Below are 23,818 nucleotides of genomic sequence, written 5' to 3' on the forward strand. Positions count from 1 at the left end.
GTTCAACCCCAGGCAGCCGGATCGATGACGCCTGCTGCGCGCAGGGCCGGCTTGCAGAACAGGTAGCCCTGCATCAGGTCGATGCCGGCGCCGCGCAGGGTGTCGCGTTCGGCAGCGGTTTCGATGCCCTCGGCCAGCACTTTTACATTGAGGTCGCGGCAGATCGCCACGATGCCGCGCACGATGGCCTGCTTGGCGCTGCTGGTGTCGATGCCGCGCACCAGGTCCATGTCGATCTTGATGATGTGCGGCTGGTACTCGGCCAGCAGGTTCAGGCCCGCGTAGCCGGCGCCGAAATCGTCGATCGCGGTCTGGAAACCGAAACGCCGGTATTCGCGGAAGATGTTGACCAGGTGCGGCCGGTCCTGCACTTGCTCGCCCTCGGTCACCTCGAAGATGATGCGTTCGGTCGGGAAGCCGGATTCCTCGGCCGCCTGCAGCGTGCGCTGGATGCAGGCTTCGGGCATGTACACGGCGTTGGGCAGGAAGTTGATCGACAAATACCCCTGCAGATCGAGCCTGGCGGCGCCTTCGATGGCGGCCACCCGGCACGCCTGGTCGAAGGCATAGCGGTTGTCTTCGTTCACTTTCGACAGCACCGACCATGCCGATTCGCCATTGGGGCCGCGCACCAGCGCCTCGTGGGCATAGATCTGGCGCGTGCTCAGTTCGACGATGGGCTGGTACGCGAACGCGAACTCGAACCCCAGCGGCTCGGCCTGGCGGCACTGGAGACAGCCTTTGGACGTGAGTTTCGTCATGCAGACGCCAGCAGCGGCAGGATGCCGTCGAGTCCGGTGAAATTGAGCGCCACGCTGGCCTGTTCGCGCACCACCGGCTTGGCGCGGAACGCCACCGACATGCCGGCGATGCTCATCATTTTCAGATCGTTGGCGCCATCGCCCATGACGATGGCCTGCGACGGCGAAATGCCGAGTTCCGCGCACACCCGCTCCACGGTCTGCTGCTTGACGTCCGCATCGACGATGGCGCCCAGCACCTTGCCGGTCAGTTTGCCGTCAATGATTTCGAGTTCGTTGGCGTGGGTGTAGTCGAGGCCCAGGCGCTCCTTGAGGCGCTCGGTGAAGAACGTGAAGCCGCCCGAGACCAGCAGGGTTTTCAGGCCGGCCCGTTGGACCGCCTGCAGCATGGTTTCCGCGCCCGGCGACAGCCGGAGGCGCTCGTCGTACACGCGCGCGAGCGCCGAAGCCTCGAGGCCTTCGAGCAGCGCCACCCGGCGCGTCAGGCTGGCGGCAAAATCGAGCTCGCCGCGCATTGCCGCTTCGGTGATTTCGGATACCTGCGCCTTGAAGCCCTGCATGTCGGCGATTTCATCGATGCATTCGATGGTGATCAGCGTGGAATCCATGTCCATCGCCACCAGCTTGAAGTCGCTCAGTTTCTGCAAGCCGATGGTATAGGTCGCGTCGAGCTGGGCGGCGTTGGCTGCCACCTCGATGGTCTGGCGCAGCGCCGGCGAAAAGGCGATGCCCTCGCAGCGCACGGCGCGCTCGCTCAGCCAGGTGAGCGAGCGCGGCGCCGTCAGCGCAGCGATGCGTTCCAGGCGCGCGCGGCAGTCGTCGCCCCCTTGTAATACCAGGTTCATGGATGTTGTAGCGGTTGTCATTATCGATAGGGTGAGGACTGCGTTGTTTGAATGCAGTGTTCAAGTTACGACGGAAGTGGCCCGCGGTCAACCTCGTCGCTTGCCCTTGCCGGGGCCTAGTTCCCGGTAAGTTGTTTAATTGCACCTTTTATTTGCGCGACGCGCGACGCCAGGTCCGGCATGGCTGCCGTGATTTTCAGCTTGTCCTGGCCGGCCAGCTTGATCTGGCGGTTTTTCTGGATCAGCTCGATGATGCGCAGCGGGTCGATCGGCGGCTGGGCCATGAACTGCAGGTTGGCTGCTTCGCCGTGGGCGTCGATCTTGATGATGCCGACGGTCTTGGCGGCGATGCGCAGGCGGTGGGTTTCGATCAGCGCCTTGACCGGGTCGGGCAGCTTGCCGAAACGGTCGATCAGCTCTTCCTGCAGGTCGTCGATCTTGCCCTGCGACGTGCAGTTGGCCATCCGTTTGTAGATCGACAGCCGCTCGTGGACATCGCCGCAGAAGTCGGCCGGCAGCAGCGCCGGCGTGTGCAGGTTGATCTCGGTGGTGGTGGCCAGCGGCGCCGCCAGGTCCGGCTCCTTGCCGGCCTTGAGCGAGCGCACCGCCTCGTTCAGCATGTCGGTATAGAGCTGGAAGCCGACTTCGGTCATCTCGCCCGACTGGTTGTCGCCGAGGACTTCGCCGGCGCCGCGGATCTCCAGGTCGTGCATGGCGAGGTAGAAGCCGCTGCCCAGTTCTTCCATCTGCTGGATGGCGTCGAGCCGGCGCTGCGCCTGCTTGGACAAGCCCTGCACGTCGTTGACCAGCAGGTAGGCGTAAGCCTGGTGGTGCGAGCGGCCCACGCGCCCGCGCAGCTGGTGCAGCTGCGCCAGGCCGAACTTGTCGGCGCGGTGCATGATGATGGTGTTTGCGGTGGGCACGTCGATCCCGGTTTCGATGATCGTGGTGCACAGCAGGATGTTGTAGCGCTGCGCCACGAAGTCGCGCATGACCTTTTCCAGGTCGCGCTCGTGCATCTGGCCGTGCGCGACCGCGATGCGCGCCTCGGGCAGCAGCTCGGTCAGCATCGCCAGCCGGTTGCCGATGGTCTCCACCTCGTTGTGCAGGAAGTACACCTGGCCGCCGCGTTTCAGTTCGCGCAGGCAGGCTTCGCGGATGATCGATTCGCCCTCGCTGCGCACGAAGGTCTTGATGGCCAGGCGCTTTTGCGGCGCGGTGGCGATGATGGAAAACTCGCGCAGGCCCTCGAGCGCCATGCCCAGCGTGCGCGGAATCGGCGTGGCCGTCAGCGTCAGCACATCGACTTCGGCGCGCAGCGACTTGAGCGCCTCTTTCTGGCGCACGCCGAAGCGGTGTTCCTCGTCGATGATGACCAGGCCCAGGCGGGTGAACTTGACGTCGTCCGACAGCAGCTTGTGCGTGCCGATCACGATATCGAGCGTGCCGTCGGCCATGCCCTTCATGGCCTGGTTGATCTCCTTGCCGGTGCGGAAGCGCGACATCTCGGCGATGCGCACGGGCCAGTCGGCAAAGCGGTCGGTGAAGGTTTGCGCGTGCTGCTCGGCCAGCAGGGTGGTGGGCGCCAGGATCGCCACCTGCTTGCCGCCCATGACCGCGATAAAGGCGGCGCGCAGCGCCACCTCGGTCTTGCCGAAGCCGACATCGCCGCACACCAGGCGGTCCATCGGTTTGCCGGAGGTCATGTCGCGGATCACGTTGTTGATCGCTTCCTGCTGGTCGGGCGTCTCGTCGAAGCCGAAGCTCTCGGCGAAGCGTTCGTAATCATGCGCCGAATATTCGAACGCGTGGCCCTGGCGCAGCGCGCGGCGCGCGTACAGGTTGAGCAGCTCGGCGGCCGTGTCGCGCACCTGCTCGGCCGCGCGGCGCTTGGCTTTTTCCCACTGGCCCGAGCCCAGCGTGTGCAGCGGTGCGTCGTCGGGCGAGGCGCCCGAGTAGCGCGAAATCACGTGCAGCTGCGACACCGGCACGTACAGCTTGGTGTCCTTGGCGTACTCCAGGTGCAGGAACTCGGTTTCGCCTTCGCCGAGGTCCATGCTGGTCAGGCCCATGTACCGGCCGATGCCGTGGTTAATGTGCACCACGGGGTCGCCGATTTTCAGTTCCGACAGGTCGCGCACCATCGATTCGACCTGGGTGACGGCTTCCTGCTTCTTCTTGCCGACCCGGCGGCCCGACCCCGCATACAGCTCGGTTTCGGTGATGAAGATCAGCCGCTCGGTCGGCGTGGCCAGCTCGAAACCGGCGTGCAGCGGCGCCACGCCCAGCGCCAGCTTGGCATCAGAGGTGGCAAAGCCTTCGTAACCTTCGACCGGCGTCAGGGCCAGGTCGTATTCGCTGAAATACTGCTGCAGCGTTTCGCGGCGGCCGTTGGTCTCGGCGCAGATCATCACCCGGGTGCCGGCCTGCAGCAGGTAGCTGCGCAGGTTGGTCAGCGGATCGTCGAGGTGGCGGTTGACGGCGATATTCGGAATCGGCGCCGACAGTTCGGACGCGCCCTGGTCGGGATCCCTGGCAATCGTCATCCGGCCGTACGGCTTGGCCAGCGTGAAGAACTGCTCGTCCGACAGGAACAGCATTTCGGGCGGCAGGATCGGGCGTTCGCGGTCGGCCTTCAGGAAGCGGTGGCGCGACGTGGTGTCGGCCCAGAAGCGCTTGATGGCGGCGTCGATGTCGCCGACCAGGGCCAGCGCGGCGCCGTCGGGCAGGTAGTCGAACAGCGTGGCGGTCTGCTCGAAGAACAGCGGCAGATAGTATTCGATGCCGGCCGAGGCGATGCCGCTGCTGATGTCCTTGTACACCACGGAGCGCGACGGGTCGCCCTCGAAATGCTCGCGCCAGCGGCTGCGGAACGTGGTGCGCGCCGCTTCGTCCATCGGGAACTCGCGCCCCGGCAGCAGCCGCACTTCGCCCACCGGGTACAGCGAGCGCTGTGTGTCGGCATCGAAGGTGCGGATGGTTTCCACCGTGTCGCCGAACAGGTCGAGCCGGTAGGGCAGGGCGGAACCCATCGGGAACAGGTCGATCAGGCCGCCGCGCACCGAGTATTCGCCGGGCGACATCACCTGCGTCACGTGGGTGTAGCCGGCCAGGGTCAGCTGCGATTTCAGGCGCGCTTCGTCGAGCGACTCGCCCTTCTTGAAGAAGAAGGTGTAGGCCGCCAGGAACGACGGCGGCGCCATGCGCACCAGCGCGGTGGTGGCCGGTACCAGCAGCACGTCGCACTGGCCGCCCGAGATTTCGTGCAGCGTGGCCAGGCGCTCGGACACCAGGTCCTGGTGCGGCGAGAAGGCGTCGTAGGGCAGCGTTTCCCAGTCCGGCAGCAGGTGGCAGCGCACGTCCTCGCCCGCAAACCACGGTATCTCGTCGCGCAGGCGCTGCGCGTCCGCTGCGCTGGACGTGATCACGGCCAGCATGCGGCCTTGCGGTTTGAGGGCAAGCGCCGCTTGCGCGAGCGCCCAGGCGTCCGACGAGCCATGCAGGGTGGGCAGGGCAAACCGGTTGCCGGGTTTGGGGAGAACGTTGGCGATTTGTAGGGACACGAGGATAGGCGCTGGGGCTGCGAGGCACGGTGATAAACGGTGCCGACATTATAGACGAAGCCCCGTCACCGGGCAGGCGGCTACCCCGGCTTCGGTGCGTGGGTCGCCGCCAGGTTGGCGATGCCGAACGGGATGTGCACCATCGGGATATTGCCGGCCGGCGATTTCAGGTGGCTGAGCTGGTCGTCGAAGAACAGGTGCGGCTTGAAGATCGACAGGATGCGCGCCTTTTCCATGCCGCCCAGGAAAAAGGTTTCGTCGGCCGACACGCCCCAGCTCTTGAGCGTGGTGACCACGCGCTCGTGCGCGGGCGCGCTGCGGGCCGTGACGATGGCAATGCGCAGGATGCGCTGGTAGCCGGGATCGGCCAGCAGCGCCTGGTCTTCGAGGCGCTGCATGGCCGACAGCTTCTGGAACAGGTCGGCCAGCGGCCCCGGCTGGTGCGGAATCGCCACCCGCTCGCGCTCGTGGGCATGGAACTCGGCCACATCGTTGTTGCGCTTGAAGACGGTTTCCGATTCGTCGTCGGCAATCACGCCATCGAAGTCGAAGGCCACCCGCAACTCGCCGTCGGCATCGTCGTCCTCGGTCAGGCCCGGCAGCACCAGCCCGGCCGGGTAATGGGCGTCGAGCGCCATGCGCACGTCCTGCTCGTTGGCGGTGAGGAATAGCGAGGTATTGAAGGCGGGCAGGTAGGTGTACGGCGACTTGCCGGTCACGAAACAGGCGCGCGAAATGTCGAGGCCGTAATGGGCGATCGAGTTCATCACGCGCAACCCCGTTTCCGGCGAATTGCGCGACAGCAGCACCACTTCGACCGGCGCTGCCTGCGCATGGTGGGTGTTGATCGACAGGAAACGACGGATGAACGGAAACGCCACGCCTTTGCCGAGCACGACATCGAGATGACGTTCCTGGTACTGGCGGTACGCTTCCGCGCCGCTTTCCAGGTACACCTGGTGCGATTCGGTCAGGTCGAACAGCGCGCTCGACGCGATGCCGACCACCAGCTTGTGTTCTATCGGATAGGCCATGGTGCGGAGTACTGATTGCGGTCGGGTTATCGATTACACCACTTTACCCGATTTTCCGTCGCCGCCGCGCCACAGCGTCGCGGCGCGCCGCAGATTTCGATTGACGTGACTTGCATGACAACGGATATTGGCTACGTAAAACAAAAAGGTAAGCCACTTCTGGTACCGCAGTACGATCGAGCAGCCCGCGTGGCTGCTTTTTTTTGTCCGCTGCAATCGCACCCCAATGTTCGCTAGCGTACGGATGGCAAGCGGACCTTGCTTCAACATCGCTAGCGTCGATATTTCTAAATTGCAGCTATTCAATGAAACCAGTTTCATATAAGGCAACGTTGGCTTTTGCTCCGCGCCGCGATGGTTCGTTGTCAGATGAGCTGGTCGGTTGCTGCCGCCTGGGCGGACGCATTTCATGAGTGCGCCCTTGTTTTACAGGCGGCACGCCCGCATGCGCACCGCCAGCGTGCTGGTGCTGGGCGCGATGGTGTGGTGCGCGGCAGCGAGGGCGGGTGTGGACAGTGCGCCGGTTGCCGGTCAGCCGTGGCCGGTCGCAACGGGACAGCAATCCTTGCCGGTCAGACCTTTTACGGCGCCGGACGCTGCCGATCCCGCCACCCAGACCACTTCCTGGACCTTGGCCCAGTTGAGCAACTATGCGCTGGCCCACAACCCGGCCACCAAGGCCGCCTGGGCCGGTGCGCTGGCCGACCAGTTCGGGGTCGATGGCGCGCGCGCCCTGTTGAAACCCGCCGTCAATGCCAATATCCCGTTCACGATCTCGCGTGCCAGCGGCGCCGACGCTTCGGGTGTCACGCGGACAGTGTCGCCGAGCTTGAGCCTGGCGTGGATCGTGTTCGATGCGGGCGCCCGCGCCGACGCTGTGGAAGCGGCGCAGTGGCAGGAGCTCAGCAGCCGGTTGCTGTACAACCGGGAATTGCAGACGGTGCTCAACGATGTCGAGCAGTCCTATTTCACCTTGCTCGGCGCGCGCCAGCTGGCGGCGGCAGCAGAGGTGACCGTTGCCGCCGCGCGCACCAGCGCCGACGCTGCCCGCGCGCGGCGCAGTGCCGGCGTCGGCACCGCCGGTGACACGGCGCAGGCCGACGCCGCGCTGAGCCTGGCCAGCTTGCAACTGGTGCAGGCGCAGTCGTCTGCACGCAGTGCTGCCGGCCAGCTGGCCAGTGCAGTGGGCCTGCCGGTGACCAGCGCGCTGGCGCTGGCCGATGACGGTGCCCCGTTGGCCGACCAGCCCAACCTGCCCGGCGTCGATCAGTTGCTGGCGATGGCGCGCCTGACGCGCGCCGACCTGGCGTCCTCCCAGGCGCAGCTGCGGCAGGGCGAAGCGCAGTTGCGCGCAACCCGGGCGCAGGGCCTGCCGACGCTGGCATTGAGCGCCCAGCTGAACCGCAGCTTCAGTAACAATACCAGCCCTGCCGGCAGTCGCACCATCGGTCTGGCCCTGTCCTTCCCGCTGTACGACGGCGGCCTGGTGCGCGCGCAGACGGGCGCGGCGCAGGCCCGGGTCGAGCAGCTGGCTGCGCAGTCGCGGCAGCAGCAGCAAAGCGTCGAGCTCGAAGTCTGGCAAAGCTTCCAGGGCGCCGCCAGCGCCAGCGCGGTGATTGCCAGCGCCCGCGATCTGCTGGCCAGCGCGTCCGAGGCCGAGGCGGCCGCGCGCGAACGCTACCGCGTGGGCGTGGGCACCTTGCTCGAGCTGATGGTCGCCCAGAGCGATGCGGCCCAGGCCCGTGTCAGCCTGATACAGGCCCAGTATGGCGCCAGGCTGGCCTATGCCAGCCTGGCTTATGCAGTCGGCAGCCGCAGCGCGTTGGCCGAAAATCAGAAAGGTCGGCCATGAGCGGACGCATCAAACATTCAACACTGCTGGCCGTCGTCGTGCTGGTGGCGCTGGCCGCCATCGCATGGTGGTGGCAGCGCAAGCCCGAGGACAAGCCCAAGGCGGCGCCCGCGATTCCGGTCGAGGTGACGGTCGCAAGGCAGCAGGCGGTGGCCCAGGTGGTCGACAGCGTGGGCAAGGTCCAGCCCCGGGACAGCGCCGAAGTGCGACCGCAGACGGGCGGCATCATCCGCCGTGTGCTCGTGCATGACGGCGACCAGGTCAGGGCCGGCCAGGTACTGTTCGAGCTGGAATCGTCACCGCTGGTCACCAGCCTGGCGCAGGCCCGCGCCCAGTATGCGCGCGACCAGGCCCTGGCCAGCGATGCCGGCGCCGCGGCAGCGCGTCTGAAGCCGCTGGCCGACAAGGAGTACGTGTCGGCGCGCGACTACGAGTCCGCCGTCAGCAATTACAAGTCGCTGCAGGAAGCGGCTGCGGCCAGCAAGACGCTGATCGAACAGGCCCGCATTGCCCTCGATTACGCCACCGTGCGGGCGCCGATTGCCGGCCGCGCAGGGGCGGTGCTGGTCAAGACAGGCAACCTGGTCGCCGCCAACAACAGCAACCCGCTGCTGGTGATCAATGTGATGCACCCGGTCGATCTGGTGTTTTCGCTGCCGCAGGAAACGGCACGCGAGCTGCGCGACGCCCTGCGCCAGCAGCCGGCCGGCCGCCGCCTGGCGGTCGAGGCGCGCGACAGCCTGACCCAGAAGCTGCGCGCCAGCGGCCACCTGCTGTTCGTCGATAACGCGTTCGGCGATACTTCCGGCGCGGTGACCCTCAAAGCGCGTTTCGACAACGGCGACGATGCCTTGTGGCCCGGCGAATTCTACGCGTTGCGCATCATCCTCGGCGACGACGAGCAGTCGGTCACGGTGCCGGAACGCTCGCTGCAGCAGGGGCAGAACGGCCCCTACGTGTTCGTGGTGCAGAACGACGTGGCGCGCATGCGGCCGGTCAAGGTGCGCCGCATCCTCGATGGCACGGTGGCGATCGCGGCCGGCCTGGCCGCCGGCGAAACCGTGCTCGCGGCGCTGCCGTCGACTCTGCGCGATGGTTCGGCAGTCAGGATCACCGCGACGTCGGGTGCGGCAGCTCCTGCAACCGCCAGCAACGGCGGCAGCCGATGAATATCAGCGCACTGTTCATCGGCCGCCCGGTGATGACGGCCGTGCTGATGAGCGCTCTGGTGATCTTCGGCGGCTTTGCCTTTGCCAGCCTGCCCGTCAACGAATTGCCCAACGTCGATTTCCCGACCGTCAGCGTGCGCGTGACGCTGAACGGCGCCAGTCCGGAGACCATGGCCAATTCCGTCGCCACGCCGCTCGAGCGCGCGTTCAGCGCCATCGATGGCGTCGATACCATCACGTCCACCAGCACCAGCGGCAGTACGCGGGTGCTGATCCAGTTCAAGCTGGAACGCAATATCGACGCTGCCGCCCAGGACGTGCAGGCAGCGATTTCGCAGGCGCAGGCGCTGCTGCCGACCGATATCGATCCGCCCCAGCTGCGCAAGGCCAATCCCAGCGATGCGCCGATCATGCACCTGGCGATCAGCTCGAAGACCCTGCCGCTGTCGGACCTGAACCAGTTCGCCAAGGACCGGATTGCCCTGCGCCTGCAGACCGTCAGCGGGGTCGGCCAGATCGATGTCAACGGCGCCCAGCGCTATGCGGTACGCCTGTACGTCGATCCGCATGCGCTGACGGCGCGCAAGCTCGGTTTCGACCAGGTGGTGAGCGCGATCCAGAACGCCAACACCAACGCGCCGGTGGGCACGCTCGACGGCACGGCCCGCAGCTACACGGTCAAGGCCGACGGCCAGCTGCACGACGCGGCGTCGTTCGGCAAACTGGTGCTGGCCTACGATAACGGCCAGCCGGTGCGGCTGCGCGACGTGGGCCGCGCGGTGGACAGCGTGGAAAATATCAAGACGTCCGCTTTCGTCAACCAGCAACGCGCGATCGAGGTCAACCTGCGCCGCCAGCCCGGCGCCAACACGGTATCGGTGACCACGGCCGCACGCAAGGCGGTCGAGGAGATCCGCAGCCAGCTGCCGGGCGACATGCAGCTGCAGATCCTGTACGACCGCGGCGACTACATCAAGGAGTCGATCCACGACGTGGAGTGGACGCTGGTGGCGTCGCTGGTGCTGGTGGTGGTGGTGATCATGCTGTTCCTGCGTAATCTGTCGGCCACGCTGATCGTGGTGCTGGTCCTGCCCACGTCGCTGATCGGCACTTTCGGCGTCATGCATTTGCTCGGCTACAGTCTGAACAACGTCTCGCTGCTGGCGCTCACGCTCGCTGTCGGCCTGGTGGTGGACGACGCCATCGTCGTACTCGAAAACATCGTACGCCACCTCGAGCAGGGCATGCCGCGCCAGCAGGCGGCCCTGACCGGCGCCGGCGAAATCGGCTTCACCATCGTCTCGATCACGCTGTCGCTGGCGGCAGTGTTCATTCCGATCGTGTTCATGGGCGGTATCGTCGGGCGCCTGTTTACCGAATTCGGCGTCACCATGGCGGTCGCGGTGATGTTGTCGGGCGCCGTCTCGCTGACGCTGACGCCCATGCTGGCTGCGCGCTACCTGCGCGCCAAACAAAGCGAGATGACGATCTTCCGCTGGTTCGAAGCGGGCTTCACGGCCACCCTGAACGGCTACCGCAGCAGCCTGGCCTGGTGCATGCAGCACCGCGGTGCGATGTTGCTGCTCTCGGGCGCGGTGGTGGTGGGCATGGTCGGCCTGTACCACGTGGTGGACAAGGGCTTCATTCCCAAGGTGGACTCGGGCAAGATCGATGGCGACACGCGGGTGCCCGAGGGAACGCCGTACGCCACCTTCCTGGCGCGGCAGAACAAGATCGCCGCCATCGTCAGTGCCGATCCCGACGTGGACGCCGTGATGTCGGTCATCGGCAGCGACGGCACGCTGGGCAACAGCGGGCGCCTGCTGATCGGCCTGAAGCCGTTTGCGCAGCGAACAACGTCGGCCGACGAAGTGATCGCCAGGATACGCAGCGCAGCGAACCGGGTGCAGGGGATCGAGCTGACCTTGCGTAACCCGCCCGCCATCGAGATCGGCGTCGGTCCCAACACCGGCCTCCAGTACGTGTTGCAGTCCACCGCGACGGAAACCCTGTATCCGGCGTCGGACGACTTCCTGCGCCGGCTGGGCCAGTTGCCGGAACTGCAGGACGTGAAAAGCGACCTGCAGCTGCGCAATCCGGAAATCCGCGTCGAGATGCGGCGCGACCTGGCCGCTGCGGTCGGCGTCAGTCCGGCCCAGATACAGACGGCGCTGCAAAGCGCGTACGGCGGGCGCAAGGTGTCGAATATCTTCGGCGCCACCGACCAGTATCCGGTCATCCTCGAAGTGGACAAGCAGTTCCAGGCCGATATCAATGCGCTCGACCAGCTGTCGCTGCTGTCCGCCAGCGGCGACATGGTGCCGCTGCGCGCCGTGGCGCAGGTGCGCAGCGATGTCGGCCCGGTGGCGGTCAACCACTATGGCGGCCTGCCGGCGGTGTCCATGTCGTTCAATACCGCGCCCGGCGTGGCGCTGGGCACCGCCACCGAGGCCGTGCACCAGCTCAGCGCCGCCGGCAGCAGGCAGTTCACCGGCACGTTTGCCGGCGCCGCCAAGGCGTTCGAAGACTCGCTGCGCAGCCTGCCCATCCTGCTGCTGGTCACCGTGCTGCTGATCTACATGGTGATGGCCATCCTGTACGAACATTTCGTCCACCCGGTCACGATACTGACCGCGCTGCCGATGGCCGGCTTCGGCGCGCTCCTGATGCTCTGGCTGTTCGGACAGGAACTGAATCTGTTCAGCTTTGTCGGCCTGGTGCTGCTGGTCGGCCTGGTCAAGAAGAACGGCATCATGATGGTCGATTTCGCGCTGGAGCTGATGCGCACCGGCGAAGACGGAAAGCGGCTGGGCGCAGTGGAGGCCATGCAGGAGGCCTGCGCCGAGCGCTTCCGGCCCATCATGATGACCACCATGGCGGCGCTGCTGGGCACCTTGCCGATCGCGCTCGGCATCGGCGCCGGCGCCGAGTCGCGCCAGGCGCTGGGCATCGCAGTCGTGGGCGGCCTGATTTTTTCGCAGCTGCTGACGCTTTATATCACGCCCACATTCTTTGTCAGCATGTCGAATTACCTGGAGCGGCGCAAGAAGGTACAGCAGGACTGAACCGGACGGCGGACGCCAGGCATACGCTATAATATTTTTTATAAAAACAAGTAAAGAGACTGCCGTGCAGCCAGACTTCACTTTTGAGCAGTTCCAGACCATGACGCCGCTCGACGCGGGCAATATCTGGGCCTATCTGCTCGACCATCACGCTGACCGCATTACCGTCAAGCGCCGCAAGCCGGCGCTGGAAAACATCGAGCGCATCTTCAACGCCACCTTCAAGCTCGCCAACGATGTCGGCTTCCGCGCCATGAACCTGCGCGACCTGTGCCAGGAGACCGGCCTGTCGATGGGCGGCTTGTACGGCTATATCACCACCAAGGACCAGCTGGCGGAAATGATCGGCGACGTGGTGCGCCACGCCACGCACCAGGTGCCGCTGCTGTTCGACAGCATCGTCGATCCGCTCGACCGCCTGGAGGCGCTGATCCGCTCGTCGATCTACATCTCGGAAATCCTGCAGCCCTGGTTTTATTTCGTGTACATGGATTCGCGCGTGCTGCAGCCGGCGCTGCGCCACGCCGCCAAGAACTCCGAGCTGTATGTCCAGTCGCTGTTCGCCGACGTCATCGTGCGCCTGCCATCGCGTCCGCCAGGCAGCGCCGACCTGCTGGCCTCGCACCTGATGGCGACCTTCCAGGACTGGTACGTCAAGCGCTGGAAATACCGCGCTGCCGACATCACCCCCGACCAGTTCGCCGCCAGCGCCGTGCGCATGATGCGCGGCTATCTCAGCTGACGCTTCTTCAGATTCAGATACTAATGCAGCGAAAGGGGCCCTTTAGGTTACGGTGTGCATATCCGTCGTACCCGCGTAGGCGGGTACCCAAGTTGTGCCAGATGCGTCGACCTGTCAGCCAAATTGGGTCCCCGCCTGCGCAGGGATGACGTTTTTTATGCTAACAAAATGCGTACTTTTCGCTCAAGTTAACGGCATGAGGGTCAGAGCCGACCGAGGCGCTCCGACATTTGGACAGGAGCGCAGCGCCCACAGTTGATGCCGCCCCTTGTGCCGCTAGTCCGATATCGCGCCCGCGCGGGCGGGCGCTGCGGTATCGTCGTTCGCTCGCGTAGCGGCGCCGCCCGGGCGCTTATTGCGCTGGCGGCTGTACCTGCGGCTGTGGCGGCAGTGGCGGCGCGCCGGCACCGGTCGGCACGGGCACGATGTTTTCGGCCCCGGGCGGCTGGCTGTCGAGGTCGAGCGAGGCGCGGCCGGCGTCGCCCATGAATTCATCGTACAGCCACTCGTTGCCGACCTGCGTCAGGCCGACCGGTACCTGGCGGTCGCGCGCGGGGCGGTCCTTCATTGCCACTTTCATGTAGTCGAGCCAGATCGGCAGCGCTGCCGTGGCGCCGAATTCCTTGTTGCCCAGCGACTTGGAATCGTCAAAGCCCATCCACGACACCGCCACGATGCCGCCGCCGTAGCCGGCAAACCAGCCATCGACCGCATCGGACGACGTGCCGGTCTTGCCGGCCATGTCGTGGCGGCCCAGGCGCGCCACGGCGCCGCCGGTGCCGGTACGGGTCACTTCGCGCAGCATGCTATCGGTGACATAGGCGTTGCGCGGATCGAGTACGCGCGCTTCGTCGGGCAGGGTGGTGCGCGGCTTGGCTTCGGAGATGACCTTGCCGTCGCCATCGACGATCTTCGCGATCAGGTAGGGCTCGACCGAGTAGCCGCCGTTGGCGAAGACCGCATAAGCGCCCGCCATCTGCGCCGGCGTCACCGAACCGGTGCCGAGCGCCATGGTGAAGTTCTTCGGATGCTTGGACAGATCGAAACCGAACTTGCCCAGGTAGTCGTGCGCATACGGCACCGTGATCGCTCGCAGGATGCGCACGGTGACCACGTTTTTCGACTCGGCCAGGGCGTAGCGCATGGTGATCGGGCCTTCGTACTTGCCATCGTCATTGCGCGGGCTCCATGGCTGGTTGCCGGTTTCGGCGGCGGTCAGTTCCAGCGGCTCGTCATTGAGCAGCGTGGCCGGCGAAAAGCCTTTTTCCAGCGCGGCCGAATACACGAACGGCTTGATCGAGGACCCGGGCTGGCGCCACGCCTGCGTGACGTGGTTGAACTTCTGCAGGTTGTAGTCGAAGCCGCCCACCATGGCGTGGTAGGCGCCGGTGACCGCATCCATCGACACGAATGCTGCCGCCACCTGCGGTACCTGCGAAATGGTCCAGCCCTTTTTATCGTTCTGCATGATGCGCACGACCGCGCCGGGGCGGATGCGCAGCGACTCCTTGGCCTTGTCGGAAAGGGCCGCAGCCACCAGGCGCAGGCCGTCGCCGCTGATGGTGATTTCCTCGCCGGCGTCGTTCTGCACCTTGACCGATTTGGCGCTGGCGGCCAGCACCACGGCCGGCGTCAGGCGGTCGCTGGTCGGTCGGCGCTGCAGTGCTTCCTCGATGGCGTCGTCGCGTTCTTCCTCGCCCGCCGGCAGCGTGATGAAGGCTTCCGGACCGCGGTAGCCATGGCGCTGATCGTAGTTGATGACGTTGCGCCGCATCGATTCGTACGCGGCATTCTGGTCATCCTTGAGCAGCGTGGTGTACACGCTGATGCCGCGCGTGTAAGCCTCGTCCTGGAACTGCGCATACACGGCCTGGCGCGCCAGTTCGGCCACGTATTCGGCGTGGACCTCGAATTGCTGGCCCTTGGCGCTGATATGGATCTGCTGGTGCAGGGCCTGCTGGTACTGGTCTTCGGTGATGTAACCGAGGTCGCGCATCGAGCGCAATACCAGCTGCTGGCGCTGCTTGGCGCGCTTCGGATTGGTGATCGGGTTGTGGCGCGCCGGATTTTGCGGCAGGCCGGCCAGCATCGCCATCTCGGCGATATTTAACGCTTTCACCGATTTGCCGAAGTAGGTCTGGGCAGCGCTGCCGAAGCCGAACGAGCGCTGGCCCAGGTAGATCTGGTTCATGTACAGCTCGAGGATTTCATCCTTGGAGAGGGCGTGCTCGATTTTCAGCGACAGCATCACTTCATTGAGCTTGCGCCCCAGGACTTTTTCGCGCGTGAGGAAGAAGTTGCGCGCCACCTGCATGGTGATGGTGGAGCCGCCCTGGCGGAACGAGCCGCCCAGGTTGGCCTTGACCGCGCCCAGGGCGCGCACCCAGTCGATGCCATTGTGTTCGTAGAAGCGCTTGTCCTCGATCGACAGCACCGCTTTTTTCATCAGGTCCGGCATCTCCTTGATCGGGATGAAGTCGCGGTGCTCTTCGCCGAATTCGCCGATCAGGGCATTGTCGGCGGTGTACACGCGCAGCGGGATCTTGGGCTTGTAGTCGGAAATCTTGTCGAGCGAGGGCAGGTTCGGCGCAATCGCCAGGAACATGTACGCCGCCAGCGCGACGGCGCCTACCAGGATGGCCAGGCCGATCACGATCACGCCGCGGATGGCATTGCGGCGATTGAGCCACTGGGGCAGTTTGTTGGAGGTAGCAGTCAAAACGTCGGTCTCGCTATCAATACGGTGCGCAGATTATAGACCAAGCCAATTTGAGCAAGCTTAAGGGAATTTCGTAAAACCTACTGCGCGACCCGCTATCGCCTTCCCGTTGCTCAGCGTACCTTCGTACGCTTGCGCTACCAAAGCCGATACCGGGCCGCTCGCTACGGTTTTTCGAGGTTTCCTTACATATCATATTCATAAGTAACGTGGCCGATGACGGGAATTTTAGGCGGACGCTACGGTTGCCCTCTATCATCAAAACCAAATTTGTCGTACCGTAGCAGGACGTGGCGAATCTGGCTACATTTCAAACGATAACAAGAAAACAAGCGACCATTTCGGGGAACTCATGGCGGAACCGCAGCACACGCTCGATTGCGATGTCCTGATCGTGGGAGGCGGCATCAATGGCGCGGGGATCGCGCGCGATGCGGCCGGTCGCGGGCTGTCGGTCGTCCTGTGCGAAAAAGACGACCTGGCGGCGCACACGTCGTCGGCCTCCACCAAGCTGATACACGGTGGCCTGCGCTACCTCGAATACTACGAATTCAACCTGGTGCGCAAGGCGCTGCTCGAGCGCGAGGTGCTGATGCGCGCCGCGCCCCACATCATGTGGCCGCTGCGCTTCGTGATGCCGCACGCAAAAGGCCAGCGGTCGGCCCTGCTGATCCGCGCCGGTCTGTGGCTCTACGACAGCCTGGCCAAACGCGAGCTGCTGCCGCGCTCCGCTGCCGTCAACCTGCGCTGCCACTCGGCCGGCAAGCCGCTCAAGCCCGAATTCCGCTGCGGCTTTGCCTACTCCGACGGCTGGGTGGACGACGCCCGGCTGGTGGTGCTCAACGCCATGGACGCGAGCGAGAAGGGCGCCACCATCCTGACCCAGGCGCGGGTCGCCTCGCTCACGCGCAAGGGCGGCGGCTGGGAAGCGCTGGTCGACAAGCCCACCTGCGGCACCATCCGCGTCAATGCCCGGTACGTGGTCAATGCCGCCGGACCGTGGACGACCCGCACGCTGCACCAGGCGACGCCGAAGGAAGGCAGCGGCCATCTGCGCCTGGTCAAGGGCAGCCACATCGTGGTCAGGCGCATGTTCGAGCACGACCAGGCGTATATCTTCCAGAACCGCGATGGCCGCATCGTGTTCGCGATTCCGTATGAGCGCGACTTCACGCTGATCGGCACCACCGACATCGACTACCTGGGCGACGCCGACAACGTCGCCATCGACGACGCCGAAGTCGCCTACCTGTGCCAGCTCGCCAGCGGCTACTTCGTCACGCCGGTGACGCCGGCCGACGTGGTGTGGACCTTTTCCGGCGTGCGGCCGCTGCTCGACGACGGCGCCGACGCCAAGGCCGTCACGCGCGACTACAAGCTCGAAGTCGACAGCGACGGTGCACCCATCCTCAGCATCTTTGGCGGCAAGATCACCACCTACCGCAAGCTGGCCGAAGACGCGGTGGAACTGATCGCCAGGGCGCTGGACAACCGCCATGGCAACTGGACCGCGCATGCCTGCCTGCCCGGCGGTGACCTGTTCGGCGCCGAGCCGCAGAACCGGTCGGTGTTCGGTTTCGACGAATGGGTGCGCAAGGCGCAAGCGCATTACGCCTGGCTGCCGCCACTGCTCGTGGTGCGCTATGCGCGTGCATACGGCACCCGCATCCATACCCTGTTGCGCGAGCGGACCACCATCGCCGACATGGGCGAGGAGATCGTGCCCGGCCTGTACCAGGTCGAGGTGGAATACCTGCGCAAGTACGAATGGGCGCGCACCGCGCACGACATCCTGTGGCGCCGTTCCAAGCTTGGCCTGCACCTGCCGCCCGAGGCGGCGGCCACGCTGCAGGTGTGGCTGACTGCCCATCCGCTGCAGTTCAAATAATGCAGTGCAAATGACAACGGCGCCCGAGGGCGCCGTTGTCATGGTGGTTGTCGTTACCCTATGCCGCGCTTACTTCACACCGTGCATCAGCTTCTGGATCAGCGGTGCGATCAGGAACAGCAGCACGCCACCCGCCATCAGCGAATAGAAACCGAAGGTGTAGCCCGACAGCGCCGAGGTGACCGACATGCCCGCTTCGCCGCTGACGTACGAGGCAAAGATACCGGACAGGTTGTTGCCGATGCCGGTGGACAGGAACCAGCCGCCCATGCCCAGGCCCACCAGGCGCACCGGCGCCAGCTTGGTCACCATCGACAGGCCGATCGGCGACAGGCACAGCTCACCGATCGACTGCAGCACGTAGACCATGAACAGGGTCCAGAACGGGATCTTGTTGTCGATATTGACCAGCATCGACAGCGCGTACATCAGCAGGCCGAATGCGAGGCCGTTGAACAGCAGGCCCAGGCCGAACTTGCGTGGAATCGACGGGTTGTTACGACCGAGCTTGACCCAGATGAAGGCGATCAGCGGCGCAAACGTGATGATGGCCAGCGAATTGACGGTCTGGAACCAGGCCACCGGGAAGGTCCAGTTGAACATTTCGCGGTCGACGATCTTATCGGCCAGGAAGGTGAACGAGCTGCCGGCCTGTTCGAAGAACATCCAGAACATGATATTGAAGAAGAAGATCACCAGCATGGCGATGGCCTTGTCGCGCGCGACCTTGCCGTTCTTGATGCCCTCGACGATCAGCATCACCGACAGCAGGATGAACAGGATGGTCAGCACGACCTGCAGCTTCTCGGCGCCGGCCGCGAGCAGGAAGTACACGACCGGGATCACGCACAGCGAACCGACGATCACGAACAGCAAGCGCTTCGGATCAGCGTGCGCGGCGTCGGGCGCGCCGATGCCCAGCAGGCGCGCGCGGCCGATGAAGAACCATACCAGGCTGATCAGCATGCCGACACCGGCCGACATGAACACCACCTTGTACGCCGGCATGCCGTCGGTACCGAATACCTTGGCGGCCAGCCATTCGGTCAGCACCGGCGCCACCATGGCGCCGGCATTGATGCCCATGTAGAAAATGGTGAAGCCCGAGTCGCGTCGCGGGTCGGCGGTCGTGTACAGCTTGCCGACCATGGTCGAGATGTTCGGCTTGAACATGCCGTTACCGACGATGATGGTGGCCAGGCCGAATTTGAACACTTCTTCGTTGGGCACGGCGATCATGAACAGGCCGGCCGCCATGAAGGCGGCGCCGACCAGGATCGAGCGCTGGTAGCCGAGCACGCGGTCGGCCACGTAACCGCCGAACAGCGCGGCGGCATAGACCAGCGCGAGGTAGGAGCCGTACACCAGGTTGGCTGCCGATTCGCCGGAAGGATCGCCGTTGTAGAACTGGGCCACGACATACAGCACCAGTGCCCAGCGTATGCCGTAGAACGCGAAGCGTTCCCAGAATTCGGTCATGAACAGCATCCACAGGGGGGCGGGATGGCCCATGATCTGCTTGAACTCGGGGACGGCAGCTTCCGATTTGTTGATGGTGGCACCGCTCATGCGGGGTCTCCTCTTCATTGATCTGTTTAAAAAAGGTGTCGGGCTCCCTCGTGAGGAGCCAAATCGGGCGCCATTTTAATCTACAAACGGTTTAGAAAGTACTTTTTGCGCGATGGCCGCCTTCGCACGCCGTGCAAACGCCACGCAATCTCTGCGCACGCCGCGCAGACTTGTCGTATATTGGCAGGGCAGGAAACCCAGCGCGATATTCACCGACTGCGCGAGTGCGCGCCTCTGAACATAAGGATTTACGCAACATGGAACATGACGTCATCGATACCCTGATTTCGCCGGAAGGCCAGCTCGAAGTACTGTCCAAGGCCGAAGTAAACAAACTGCTCGATACCAGCCAGGGCGGCCTGTATAACGTCTTCCGCAACTGCGCACTGGCCGTGCTCAATTGCGGCAGCACCATCGACGACGGCAAGGAACTGCTCGAGCGCTTCGAGTCGTTCTCGATCAGCATCGTGCAGCGCGAACGCGGCATCAAGCTCGATATCAAGGGCGCGCCGGCCACCGCTTTCGTGGACGGCAAAATGATCAAGGGCATCCACGAACAGCTGTTCGCGGTCCTGCGCGACATCGTTTTCGTCAGCAACGAGGTCACCCACTCCGACAAGTTCGACATGGGCCGCACCGAGGACGTCACCGATGCCGTGTTCCACATCCTGCGCAATGCCGGCGTGCTCAAACCGATGCTCAACCCGAACCTGGTCGTGTGCTGGGGCGGCCATTCAATCAACCGCGCCGAGTACAACTACTCGAAGGAAGTCGGCTATCAAATGGGCTTGCGCGAACTCGATATCTGCACCGGCTGCGGTCCGGGCGCGATGAAGGGCCCGATGAAAGGCGCCACCATCGGCCATGCCAAGCAGCGCCTGACCAACGGCCGTTATCTCGGCATCACCGAGCCTGGCATCATCGCTGCCGAGTCGCCGAACCCGATCGTCAACCAGCTGGTGATCATGCCCGACATCGAGAAGCGCTTGGAGGCCTTCGTGCGCGCCGGTCACGGCATCGTGGTGTTCCCCGGCGGTGCCGGGACGGCCGAAGAGATCCTCTACATCCTCGGCATCCTGCTGCATCCCGATAATGCCGAACTGCCGTTCCCGCTGGTGTTCACCGGCCCGGAAACCTCGCGCGAGTATTTTGTCCAGATTAATAACTTCATCCACGCCACGCTGGGCCCGGAGGCGCAGGAGCGCTACAAGATCATCATCGACGATCCGGAAGCCGTCGCGCGCGAAATGCAGGCCGGGATCCGCGCCGTGCGCGAATACCGCAAGAGCCGCAGCGACGCCTACTACTTCAACTGGGGACTGAAGATCGACCGCGAATTCCAGATGCCGTTCGCGCCGACTCATGCCAACATGCGCAACCTCAGTCTGCACAAGAACCAGGAAGTGCACCTGCTGGCGGCCAACCTGCGGCGCGCGTTTTCCGGCGTGGTAGCCGGCAACGTCAAGAACGAGGGCATCCGCGCCATCGAGCAGCACGGCCACTTCGAGATCCACGGCGACAAGTCCATCATGGGGCCGATGGATGCGCTGCTGACGTCTTTCGTGGAGCATAGCCGGATGAAGTTGCCGGGTAAGGCTTACGAACCCTGCTACCGAGTGATCCAGTAGGGCACCTGAAAAACCTCCATGGCGGCGTTGCAGCGACTTGCCGTACCAGCGTACTGTCTTCGTCGCTGCGCCTTGCCCTGGAGGTTTTTTCAGGCGCCCTCAGTGCCATGGCGGCAGTGGGCGCTGCTATGCCGGCCAGTCGCGCGGGGCGCGGCCTTCCATTTCGCGGTCGATGTAGAAGGCCGCGCTGACCAGGGCCAGGTGGGTGAAGCCCTGCGGGAAGTTGCCCACCAGGTGGGCACGCTCGTCGAATTCCTCGGCGTACAGCTGCAGGTGGTTCGCGTAGCGCAGCAGTTTTTCAAAGATGTGACGCGCTTCGTCCATGCGGCCGGCGCGCGCCAGACACTCCACGTACCAGAACGAGCAGGCGGAAAACGCGCCTTCCTGGCCGGGCAGGCCGTCGTCGCGCTTGTAGCGGTACACCATGCCGTCGTCGGCCAGGTGCTTGCCGATGGCGTCGAGCGTGGCCAGCCAGCGCGGATCGGTGGCGCCGACGAAGCGCACCAGCGGCATCAGCAGCATCGATGCATCGAGGTCCTTGCTGCCGCGTTCCTCGACGAAGTGGCCGAGTTTCTCGTCCCAGAAATGGTCCCAGATATCGTCCTGGATCGCGTTGCGCACCTTGATCCAGCGTGTAAACGGCGCGGCCAGCGAACGCTTGCTGGCCAGCCGGATCGCGCGGTCCATCGCCACCCAGCACATCAGGCGCGAATGCAGGTGGTGGCGTGCCGGCCCGCGGATTTCCCAGATGCCGGCGTCCGGCTTTTTCCAGTTGCGCGCCACATAATCGATCACGCGGCACACGCCCAGCCAGCGGTCGTGCGAAATCGCTTCGCCGTACTTGTTACTGAGGTAGATCGAGTCCATCAGCTCGCCGTAGATGTCGAGCTGCAGCTGGTCCACCGCGTCGTTGCCGATGCGTACCGGCGCGGCGCCGCCGTAGCCGGCCAGGTGGTCGAGCGTGGTCTCGGCGGGCACCTTGCCGCCGTCGAGCGCATACATCACCTTCAGCTGGCCGCCACTGGCCGAATGCATGGCACGGTCGCCGATCCAGCGATAGAAATCCTTGGCCTCGGCATGGTAGCCGAGCCGCATCAGCGCGTAGATCGAGAACGAGGAGTCGCGGATCCAGGCCGCGCGGTAATCCCAGTTGCGCACGCCCCCCGCAGCTTCCGGCAGTGAAAACGTGCCGGCAGCCGCGATCGATCCGTGCCGGCGCGAGGTCAGCAACTTGAGCACCAGCGCCGAGCGGCCGACCGCGTCGCGCCAGCGTCCCTTGTAGGTCGACTGCGCCGACCAGGCGCGCCAGCGGCTGATGGTTGCGTCGATCAGCTGTCCGATCTCGTCGGCAGCGGTCAGCGGCGCGTCCGGCGCGTCGAGCATCAGCGTCACGCATTGTCCGGCCTTGAGCTGGAGGCGCGCGTGGACTTCGCCGTCGCGGATGGTGAAATCGGCGCCGGACAGCCGCAGCGGCGGGCAGTCCTTGGCGCTGAACAGCGCAGCGCCGTCCTCGATCGTGACCTCGGGCGTGATCCGTGCGTAATCGTAGCGGGGTGCGCAGCGTACGTGCACGCTGACGGTGCCGCGCGTGACGACCAGGCGGCGCACCAGGCGGGTCGGCGCTTCGCCCGTTTCCGAGGTATCGACCATCAGGTCGGTCAGTTCGGCGCTGGCGTCGCTGCCCATCCAGCGCGTGAGCAGCACGTTGGTATCCGGGATGTACATCTGCATCACGCGCGGAGATTCGATGTCGGGCGCGAACTCGAACACGCCGCCGCAGTCGGCATCGAGCAGGGCGGCAAAAATGCTGGGGCTGTCCAGGTTGGGCCAGCACATGTAGTCGATGGCGCCGTCGCACGCGACCAGCGCGATCGTGGCCAGGTTGCCGATGATGCCGTGGTCGGCGATATCGCGCTCCTGGCGCTGCCGGTCGTGCGCCGGCGGTTCCGGTTCGCCCGGCTTGAGGGGCTGCGGAGCGCCTCGGCCGCCTGACGCCTTGTCCGTCTTAGCAGCCCTGGCTGCTTTCGGCGGCCTGGTTGCCTTGGCCGATGCGGCCGATGCGGCCAATGTCGCCCGCCTGGCCGGGGCCTCGGACTTGTTTGCCCTGGACGATGCGGTCGATGCGGACGAACCGGCGGTCGCGGCGCGGCGGGCGGCAGCCATCAGCCGTTGTCCTCGAAGCCCGGGTACAGCGCCATGCCGCCATCGACGAACAGCGTGCTGCCCACCACGTAATCGGCCAGGTCGGAGGCCAGGAACAGGGCGGCGTTGGCAACGTCTTCGGGCTGGCCCACGCGGCCGTATGGAATCAGCTTGAGCAGCGCCTCGGTGCCGCCATCGGCGGTAACGTCGGCATTGATCGCGGTCTTGATGGCGCCGGGGGCGATGGCGTTGATGCGGATTCGTTCGGGCGCCATTTCCTGCGCCATGGTTTCCATCAAGAGGTGCACGCCGCCCTTGGACGCCGCATAGTTGACGTGGCCTGCCCAGGGGATGCGCTGGTGGACGGAACTCATGCAGATGATCTTGCCCAGCGCGCGCGAGCCCTCGCGCTGCCCCTGCTTGCGGAAGGTGCGTACCGCTTCGCGCATGCACAAAAACTGGCCGGTCAGATTGGTTTTCAGGACGCCTTCCCACTGCGCCAGCGTCATGTCGGCGCTCGGCGCATCGTCCTGGCGGCCCGAGTTGGCGACCACGATGTCGATGGCGCCGAACTTGTCGATGGCGGCGGCGAACAGCGCCTGCACGTCGGCTTCCTCGCCGACATCGGCTTGGAACGGGATGGCTTTGCCGCCGGCAGCGGTGATGGCGGACACGACTTCGTCCGCCTGGTCCTGGTGCGAATGGTAGTTGACGACGACGTTGGCGCCGGCCTTGGCATAGGCAAGTGCGATGCCGCGACCGAGGCCCGAGTTGGCGCCGGTGACGATGGCGGTCTGACCTTCCAAACTGATTTGCATGGGCGTGCTCCTGTGGGCGGAAA

General features: G+C 65.0%; 15 protein-coding genes. 6 read left to right on the forward strand and 9 right to left on the reverse strand.

Annotated elements, in window-relative coordinates; all coding sequences use genetic code 11:
- Positions 1 to 2 precede the first annotated feature (2 nt).
- From ASF61_RS10315 to ASF61_RS23245, 5 genes are all read right to left on the reverse strand, one after another.
- Positions 3 to 761 carry an EAL domain-containing protein gene (locus ASF61_RS10315; protein WP_056154893.1) on the reverse strand — a complete coding sequence of 253 codons (759 nt, stop codon included), beginning with the start codon at positions 759 to 761 and terminating at the stop codon, positions 3 to 5.
- The gene (serB, locus tag ASF61_RS10320) at positions 758 to 1,606 is read right to left on the reverse strand and encodes a phosphoserine phosphatase SerB (RefSeq protein ID WP_056154896.1); all 849 of its coding nucleotides are present in this window, start codon (positions 1,604 to 1,606) and stop codon (positions 758 to 760) included. The genes ASF61_RS10315 and serB overlap by 4 nt, the downstream gene beginning before the upstream one ends.
- Before the next feature lie 116 nt (positions 1,607 to 1,722).
- Positions 1,723 to 5,169, reverse strand: a complete 3,447-nt coding sequence (gene mfd / locus ASF61_RS10325) for a transcription-repair coupling factor (protein ID WP_056154900.1) — start codon at positions 5,167 to 5,169, stop codon at positions 1,723 to 1,725.
- 80 nt (positions 5,170 to 5,249) lie between these two features.
- The gene (locus tag ASF61_RS10330) at positions 5,250 to 6,203 is read right to left on the reverse strand and encodes a 5'-nucleotidase (RefSeq protein WP_056154906.1); all 954 of its coding nucleotides are present in this window, start codon (positions 6,201 to 6,203) and stop codon (positions 5,250 to 5,252) included.
- 33 nt (positions 6,204 to 6,236) lie between these two features.
- On the reverse strand, positions 6,237 to 6,614 hold the full coding sequence (locus ASF61_RS23245) for a hypothetical protein (RefSeq protein WP_156369519.1): 378 nt from the start codon (positions 6,612 to 6,614) through the stop codon (positions 6,237 to 6,239).
- Between the two features lie 34 nt (positions 6,615 to 6,648).
- Between ASF61_RS23245 and ASF61_RS10335 the strand changes: the two genes are divergently transcribed.
- The 4 genes from ASF61_RS10335 (at position 6,649) to ASF61_RS10350 (ending at position 13,031) form a co-directional block, all read left to right on the forward strand.
- Complete coding sequence (locus ASF61_RS10335) at positions 6,649 to 8,055, forward strand: TolC family protein (RefSeq protein ID WP_056154910.1); 1,407 nt, start codon at positions 6,649 to 6,651, stop codon at positions 8,053 to 8,055.
- Entirely contained in the window at positions 8,052 to 9,224 is a 1,173-nt protein-coding gene (locus ASF61_RS10340) for an efflux RND transporter periplasmic adaptor subunit (RefSeq protein ID WP_056154913.1), read from the forward strand. The genes ASF61_RS10335 and ASF61_RS10340 overlap by 4 nt, the downstream gene beginning before the upstream one ends.
- On the forward strand, positions 9,221 to 12,289 hold the full coding sequence (locus ASF61_RS10345) for an efflux RND transporter permease subunit (RefSeq protein ID WP_056154917.1): 3,069 nt from the start codon (positions 9,221 to 9,223) through the stop codon (positions 12,287 to 12,289). Before ASF61_RS10340 ends, ASF61_RS10345 begins: the two co-directional genes overlap by 4 nt.
- A gap of 64 nt (positions 12,290 to 12,353) precedes the next feature.
- On the forward strand, positions 12,354 to 13,031 hold the full coding sequence (locus ASF61_RS10350; RefSeq protein WP_229205785.1) for a TetR/AcrR family transcriptional regulator: 678 nt from the start codon (positions 12,354 to 12,356) through the stop codon (positions 13,029 to 13,031).
- A gap of 352 nt (positions 13,032 to 13,383) precedes the next feature.
- On the opposite strand, the gene ASF61_RS10355 is transcribed toward ASF61_RS10350, so the two are convergent.
- Positions 13,384 to 15,750: a penicillin-binding protein 1A gene (locus ASF61_RS10355; RefSeq protein ID WP_056154925.1), complete on the reverse strand. Its 2,367-nt coding sequence runs from the start codon at positions 15,748 to 15,750 to the stop codon at positions 13,384 to 13,386.
- Between the two features lie 352 nt (positions 15,751 to 16,102).
- Between ASF61_RS10355 and glpD the strand changes: the two genes are divergently transcribed.
- Positions 16,103 to 17,638 carry a glycerol-3-phosphate dehydrogenase gene (gene glpD / locus ASF61_RS10360; protein ID WP_056154929.1) on the forward strand — a complete coding sequence of 512 codons (1,536 nt, stop codon included), beginning with the start codon at positions 16,103 to 16,105 and terminating at the stop codon, positions 17,636 to 17,638.
- A gap of 69 nt (positions 17,639 to 17,707) precedes the next feature.
- Here glpD and ASF61_RS10365 read toward each other — a convergent pair whose 3' ends face one another.
- Complete coding sequence (locus tag ASF61_RS10365) at positions 17,708 to 19,207, reverse strand: peptide MFS transporter (RefSeq protein WP_056154932.1); 1,500 nt, start codon at positions 19,205 to 19,207, stop codon at positions 17,708 to 17,710.
- Between the two features lie 257 nt (positions 19,208 to 19,464).
- On the opposite strand from ASF61_RS10365, the gene ppnN reads away from it, so the two are divergent.
- The gene (gene ppnN, locus ASF61_RS10370) at positions 19,465 to 20,835 is read left to right on the forward strand and encodes a nucleotide 5'-monophosphate nucleosidase PpnN (protein ID WP_056154935.1); all 1,371 of its coding nucleotides are present in this window, start codon (positions 19,465 to 19,467) and stop codon (positions 20,833 to 20,835) included.
- Positions 20,836 to 20,961: 126 nt separating this feature from the next.
- On the opposite strand, the gene ASF61_RS10375 is transcribed toward ppnN, so the two are convergent.
- Both ASF61_RS10375 and ASF61_RS10380 read right to left on the reverse strand, forming a co-directional pair.
- The gene (locus ASF61_RS10375) at positions 20,962 to 22,998 is read right to left on the reverse strand and encodes a glycoside hydrolase family 15 protein (RefSeq protein ID WP_229205786.1); all 2,037 of its coding nucleotides are present in this window, start codon (positions 22,996 to 22,998) and stop codon (positions 20,962 to 20,964) included.
- Complete coding sequence (locus ASF61_RS10380; protein WP_056154939.1) at positions 22,998 to 23,795, reverse strand: SDR family oxidoreductase; 798 nt, start codon at positions 23,793 to 23,795, stop codon at positions 22,998 to 23,000. The genes ASF61_RS10375 and ASF61_RS10380 overlap by 1 nt, the downstream gene beginning before the upstream one ends.
- Positions 23,796 to 23,818 lie beyond the last annotated feature (23 nt).

Origin of the sequence: Duganella sp. Leaf126 (genome assembly GCF_001423125.1) — a bacterium.
GTDB lineage: Bacteria > Pseudomonadota > Gammaproteobacteria > Burkholderiales > Burkholderiaceae_D > Rugamonas.